The following is a 6,305-nucleotide window of genomic DNA, read 5'->3' as shown; positions in this document are numbered from 1 at the left end:
GCACGTACTGTTGTTGAAGCCGCTGGATATGGCCCTGCCTTTAACCATCGAGTTGGACACGGCCTTGGCATGAGTGTTCACGAATATCCATCTGTACACGGAGGCAATAGTGATCTGCTTCATGAAGGCTTCGTGTTCACAATCGAACCCGGTATCTATGTGCCAGGCCTCGGCGGTGTGCGGATTGAAGATGACGTTTTGGTCACCTCTGATGGTGTTGAAGTGCTTACCTCTTTTCCAAAAGAACTGACAGTGCTGGGATAAAATCATCGCTATTGATTATATTTGTATGTAAAAAGTATGAAAAAAGGAGGGGCAGCCCCAAGCCATTATGGCTTGAGGGTTTGCTCCTCCTCTTCTATAAAGCGGAAATTGCGTGCGATGTACAAAATGGGTGTACCCGCCGCGGTCAGTACAAATTTTAAGATGTAGGTGGTGAATAATATCTCGAGCCATATCCCCCACGCATAACCGTAAAAGGCAATAGTACAGAAAATGAGCGTATCTATAAACGAGCTGATCATCGTGCTGCCATTGCCGCGAATCCAGAGCTGATGACGTTCCGGAAAAAACTTGCGAATCCAGGCATACAGACGCACGTCCAGCAATTGACTGACCGCATAGGCTGTCAAGCTGGCAAGCGCAAGCCTTGGCAACAATCCAAACAGCTGTTGCATCGGTGTCTGAGCAAAATCCGTTGCAGTAGGCTGGAACTGCAGCACCATTTGCATCGTTATCGTCGTCATAATCAGAGTAAAAAAGCCGAACCACACAGCTTTACGCGCCTCTTTAGGCCCATAATTTTCATTCAGTAAGTCACTGGCCATATACATAGAAACATACATCGTATTTCCCAATGTCGTGGTAATGCCGACCAGATCAATCGTTTTGGTTACCTGAATATTGGCTAGTACAGTAGCAACACCAATCCAGGCGTACAGCCCTTTTTTACCGAACAACCGAAAACATAACAAAAAGAACATAAAATTGACGAGGACAAAAGCTGCCCCCCATAACAGATTAAACATGAAATCCTCCTAGTTTTGATAGCGCGGGATGGTTGCGAACCGCGGTTCATCCGAAGCAAGCCGGAAAAACATTATTTTAATGTATCATAGATTAGGATTCGTGAACAGCTATAATTTACACTGTCCTAAACTCAATACAAAGAGCCGACCTTATGGCCGGCTCTTTGTATTGAGTACATTCTGTACGTGTGTTATATAGGCTACAGATGCGATAGGGGAATGCATCGTACACCTTTCGTTTATCATTTACTTAGGAGTGTGCCGTTGCATCCAAATCCATGCCATGATTGTTGAACACGTCTTGATCGTTCTCCTTGAGCACCTTGCCTGAAATGAGACCTGCGGTAATAGAATCATTGACATTTAACGCTGTGCGTCCCATATCAATCAACGGTTCGACTGAGATGAGCAATCCTGCCAATGCCACTGGAAGATTCATGGTGGAAAGCACGATCAGGGAAGCGAAAGTGGCACCACCGCCTACACCCGCCACGCCAAACGAGCTGACCGTAACGACCAGAATAAGCGTGAGGATAAAATCCCAGCTCGTTGGATCAATACCCACGGTTGGAGCAATCATGACCGCCAGCATTGCCGGATAAATACCAGCACAGCCGTTTTGCCCAATAGTCGCTCCCAAGGTCGCAGACAGATTCGCGATGCCGTCGGACACACCAAGCTTTTTCGTTTGTGTTTCAACATTTAACGGAATGGTCGCCGCACTGGAACGAGAAGTAAAAGCAAAAACCAGTGTAGGCAATACCTTTTTCACATACGTCACCGGATTGTAGCCGAACAAGGCCAGCAAAATAAGATGAATGATAAACATGACCAACAGAGCCACATAAGAAGCGAGCACAAACTTGATTAGCTTCAAAATTTCATCCGGATTGGTCGTAGCTACTACTTTAGTGATCAGTGCTAAAATGCCGTAAGGAGTCAATCTCAGCACCAGAGTTACAATCCGCATCACTACAGCGTACACTGCATCGATCACTTTACGGAAGGTTTGCGCCTGTTCTGGTTTTTTACGATCCAATCCGAGCACAGCCACACCGATAAAGGCCGAGAAAATGACCACCGCCAGCGTCGACGTACGACGTGCTCCCGTCATATCCTCAAAAGGATTTGAAGGAATAAATTCCAGCACCTGCTGTGGAATGGTCATGTCCTGAACTGTTCCAAGACGCTCTTCCATCTTCAAGCCCTGTGCTTGTTCCTTTTCCCCACCTTGAATCTCAATTGCCTTTAGATCAAACGACAAGCTGGTTACAATACTAACTGAAGCAGCAATTGCCGTTGTAATCAGTAGTACTGCAATAATGGACACGCTGATTTTGCCAAGGTTCTGTCTTCCCTTCAAATTCATAATAGCCGAAATAATCGACACCATGATAAGCGGAATAACTACCATTTGCAGCAAACGGACATAACCATTACCTGCGAGGTTGAACCAATCAACTGATTTTGTAATGACCTCTGAGCCTGCCCCATAGGCATATTGTAGAACAGCCCCGTAGATCAGTCCGAAGCCAAGTCCGGCAAATACCCTTTTTGTAAAGGAGATGTGCTTTTTCTGCATCCAGACCAATACGCCTAGCAGCAAAAGCAGCACGATTACATTTAAAATAATAAAGAAGGTATCCATGTATTATTTCCTCCAAACTTATACTTAATATGTTTTATAAGGTGATCCTTCAATCCGAAGATTACTATATCACAAAACCAACTATTTTTGTAGGTTTTATAACAATAAAATAGTTAAGTAGCTTCCACTTTGGGTTTTATTGAAAATGCCAAACAGCAAGCCTTCATCTTTCGAAGACTTGCTGTTTTTTGTCCTGAACACAACGACATGTATTCAACTTAGGCGTAAAATTTTTATCAGCCGTTAGACGATCACTGTGTATAGCAGTTCCTGTTCCTTAACCACTTTATGCTGATTATCAGCGGATTCCAACTCGCTAAACTGAGCTACATTCGTAACAATAACAGGCGTTATCGTTTCGTAACCAGCCTTGCGGATTTCCACCAGATCAAACTCCAGCACGAGGTCTCCTACCTTTACGCGATCTCCTGCTTTAAGATGAGGCGTAAAATGAAGTCCTTTTAGTTTAACCGTATCCATCCCAACGTGAATGAGCATTTCAAGTCCTGAATCACTCACCAATCCAACAGCATGCCCACTTTTGGAAATGGAGAACACTGTGCCATCCACTGGGGAAACAACCCGGCCTTCGGATGGTTCAATAGCCCAACCTCTACCCATGATTTCTTGAGAAAATGCAGGGTCATTGACTTCACTGAGCGGCTTAACTTCACCCATAATCGGGCTGTATACCGGGATTTTCTCACCTTTCGGCAGTGAGGACACAGCAGATTGTGCTATTTCATCAGTGGAGATGTCTCCGCCAGCGTCTGTTGTTGCTTGTGGTGCTTCTTCGTTCTTTTCATCTGTAAAGCCGATCAAATAGGTAACAATCGTAGCAACAACAAATGCAATAATAAGACCCAGGATTGCGTATAAGAAAGTCGGTCCAATAAACATCGCCAGACCAGGCACACCAACCAATCCACCCATGACATACGCTTTTGTACCAAACAAGCTCATGAAGCCCCCGCCGACGGCTCCGCCGATCAACGCAGCAGTAAATGGTTTTTTAAACCGCATATTTACACCATACATTGCAGGCTCAGTTACACCCATAATAGCTGTCAAGCTCGTCGAGAAAGCCACTGTTTTGACTTTGGCATTTTTTGATTTTAAGAATACACCCAGTGCAGCACCAGCCTGTGCCAAGTTGGCTGCTCCCATAATTGGAATCATGTAGTCAAAGCCCAACGTTGCAATCGATCCAATCATAATAGGAACCAACGCATAGTGCATACCTGTCATAATGATCAGGGAGAAGGTACCGCCTAGCAGCAGACCTGCAAGTGCACCTGTATTTTCAAACAACCAAGAGATACCGCCTGACAGGCCATTACCAATAATGGAGCCGAGCGGCCCTACAGCAACCAAAGTCAAAGGTACAATAATCAATAAAGTCAATGTCGGAACAACGAGCAACTTCAGTGATGCATGTGTATACTTATCAATGAATTTTTCAACATAAGATGCCAGCCAGACCGCAATAACGATTGGAATAACGGTCGAAGAATACGTGGCCGCTGTCACCGGAAGACCAATAAAGCTAACCTTCACGTTAGATGCCAGTAAAGCTGTAATCGTCGGGTGCAAAATGGAAGCACCAATCGCCGCACCAATAAACATATTACTGCCGAGTTTTCTAGCAGCACTGACAGCCAGAATAATAGGCAGGAAGTAGAACGCACCGTCACCTATTGCCGCTAAAATCGTATAGGTTTGACTCTTATCGGACATCCAGTTCATTGCCACTAAAAGAGCAATGATCCCTTTGATCATACCTGCGCCGGTGATCGCTGGCAAAATCGGTGTAAACATACCCGCAATAAAGTCGAACAGTTTGCTGATCGGGTTTTGTTTTTTCTTAGATGCAGTACTTGCTCCTGAGTCACTTTGCGGAGCCTTGGACATGTTGCTCACCAACGATTTGTACACGTTAGCTACATCATTACCGATAATAACCTGAAACTGGCCGCCACTCTCCATGACTCCCATGACGCCATCCGTTTTCTGCAACTGCTCTTTCTGAGCTTTCTTATCATCATGAAGGTTGAAGCGCAAGCGGGTCATGCAGTGAATGACCTGCTCTACGTTTTCTTCACCCCCAACCAGTGTAAGTATCTCTTTGGATAATTGATTTCGATCCATGAGGTGTTCCTCTTTTCTTTTAAGGTATAAAATAAAATGCGCAAATGGGCAATAAAAAAACCTGAATACAGAAAGCAGACAGCTTTATAAAAAGCCAATCTTCTTTCAGCATTCAGGTTTTGCCTTCTGGTTTAGAAGTAGCAATCCTAAATCCCTGATCATACATGAAATCATTGATTTTTAATGATACGCTCGATATGAATGGTGAGATACAACATCTCATCCTGGGACAAGCTTCGACCATAGATTTTAGTCGTATAATCTCTTATTTTTTCCGCGCAGGCGTAAGCATTCTTATACTGAACCTTAACCATATCATGAAGGGAATTATCTGTATTTTGTACAGGGGTCCCATTCATTACCCGTTGAGCAAAAAATTTGAGATGTGTAATAAAGCGGTAATAGCTTAACGACTCTTCATCCAGATCCATTACAAAAAAGCGACTTACAATATTTATGATATCCTTGACAATGTTAGTCAGGGTTATCGTTTCGCGCATTTCGCTATTAAGCTGTGCATTCACCAAATGTAAGGCGATAAATGCTCCTTCATCATCTGGAAGTGTAACTCCCAGCTTGTCCTGAATCATGTGCAATGCTTTGGTCCCAATCGTGAATTCCTTACGGTACATTCGCTTGATTTCCCAGTAAAGTGCATTTTTGATATCCATACCCAAGCGATAACGCTCTATGGCAAAATGGATATGATCCGTCAGCGAAATATAGATGCTGTCATGCAACTCTACACCAAGTATCGTTTTGGCATATTGGATGATTTCATCAGAAATTTCAACATATTCAATAGGGATATCAGACATCAGGGTCATGAGTTTGCGGGAAACCTCGGTACTTTCAAGTTTGAAAATTTTCTCGATTTTCTCTTCTTCAATCTCATCGCCTGTGTTTTTTTTAAAAGCAATTCCTCTTCCCATAATGACTAATTCTTTCTGCTGTTCATCAGTGACCGTTACGACGTTATTATTCAGCACCTTTGCTATCTTCATTCCATCACCTTAAGCCGCTTGGAGTAGTAAAAAAAGGCAATACCAAAACTGACACATAGTGCCTGCTTATGGTTTTGCCCGATACGCTCAGTAACAATCCACGATTGTGCAGTTTTGAATAACTGACACCATAATATCATATAAAGACTGAGGTGACAAGTTTTTTTGTAAACACTTTCATGAGGCTTTTGGGCATTGGCACGCCTTAGCTGCCAGGGCTCTTTTCCACAACCGAGTTCGGAGAAGCATTCATGCCAGATGTGGACACTACTTGCGAATGCTCATCTTTTTCATCCACAAAGCCCATAAAATACGTAATTACGCCAGCTGTAACTAATGAGATTAACATTCCCAAAATAGCATATATAAATGTAGGACCGACGAATAATCCCAAGCTGGGCAGACCTGATATACCACCAATAGCCGTTGCTTCAGTTTCAAATAAACTCATAAATGCACCACCGAGAGCCCCTCCGA

The 6,305-nt window shown here is 43.7% G+C and carries 5 protein-coding genes and 1 pseudogene; 1 reads left to right on the top strand and 5 read right to left on the bottom strand.

Annotated elements, in window-relative coordinates:
- Nucleotides 1–264, top strand: a 264-nt coding sequence (locus GRP75_RS16945) for a M24 family metallopeptidase (RefSeq protein ID WP_160789869.1), incomplete at its 5' end; no start/stop codon positions are given.
- A 65-nt stretch (nucleotides 265–329) separates the two neighbouring features.
- Here GRP75_RS16945 and GRP75_RS16940 read toward each other — a convergent pair.
- The 5 genes and pseudogenes from GRP75_RS16940 to GRP75_RS16920 form a co-directional block, all read right to left on the bottom strand.
- Complete coding sequence (locus tag GRP75_RS16940; RefSeq protein WP_160789868.1) at nucleotides 330–1,028, bottom strand: queuosine precursor transporter; 699 nt, start codon at nucleotides 1,026–1,028, stop codon at nucleotides 330–332.
- A gap of 250 nt (nucleotides 1,029–1,278) precedes the next feature.
- Nucleotides 1,279–2,676, bottom strand: a complete 1,398-nt coding sequence (locus tag GRP75_RS16935; protein WP_025724316.1) for an L-cystine transporter — start codon at nucleotides 2,674–2,676, stop codon at nucleotides 1,279–1,281.
- Between the two features lie 243 nt (nucleotides 2,677–2,919).
- Nucleotides 2,920–4,824 (bottom strand): beta-glucoside-specific PTS transporter subunit IIABC, encoded by a 1,905-nt coding sequence (locus GRP75_RS16930; protein ID WP_053324917.1) that lies wholly within the window; start codon nucleotides 4,822–4,824, stop codon nucleotides 2,920–2,922.
- A gap of 170 nt (nucleotides 4,825–4,994) precedes the next feature.
- Entirely contained in the window at nucleotides 4,995–5,828 is an 834-nt protein-coding gene (gene licT / locus GRP75_RS16925; RefSeq protein ID WP_068939930.1) for a BglG family transcription antiterminator LicT, read from the bottom strand.
- Between the two features lie 205 nt (nucleotides 5,829–6,033).
- Nucleotides 6,034–6,305, bottom strand: a pseudogene (locus GRP75_RS16920) (PTS transporter subunit EIIC); the annotation flags it as partial.

The sequence above is a fragment of the Paenibacillus sp. OT2-17 genome (genome assembly GCF_009827695.1).
Taxonomy (GTDB): Bacteria; Bacillota; Bacilli; order Paenibacillales; family Paenibacillaceae; genus Paenibacillus; species Paenibacillus polymyxa_B.
The sequence above is the reverse complement of the archived record's forward strand: the minus strand, read 5'-3'. Positions and strand labels throughout refer to the sequence as shown.

Bases quoted from the DNA above. Each gene is read 5' to 3' on its own strand.
- licT (WP_068939930.1), bottom strand. From the start codon at position 5,828: ATGAAGATAGCAAAGGTGCTGAATAATAACGTCGTAACGGTCACTGAT.
- GRP75_RS16930 (WP_053324917.1), bottom strand. From the start codon at position 4,824: ATGGATCGAAATCAATTATCCAAAGAGATACTTACACTGGTTGGGGGT.
- GRP75_RS16940 (WP_160789868.1), bottom strand. From the start codon at position 1,028: ATGTTTAATCTGTTATGGGGGGCAGCTTTTGTCCTCGTCAATTTTATG.
- GRP75_RS16935 (WP_025724316.1), bottom strand. From the start codon at position 2,676: ATGGATACCTTCTTTATTATTTTAAATGTAATCGTGCTGCTTTTGCTG.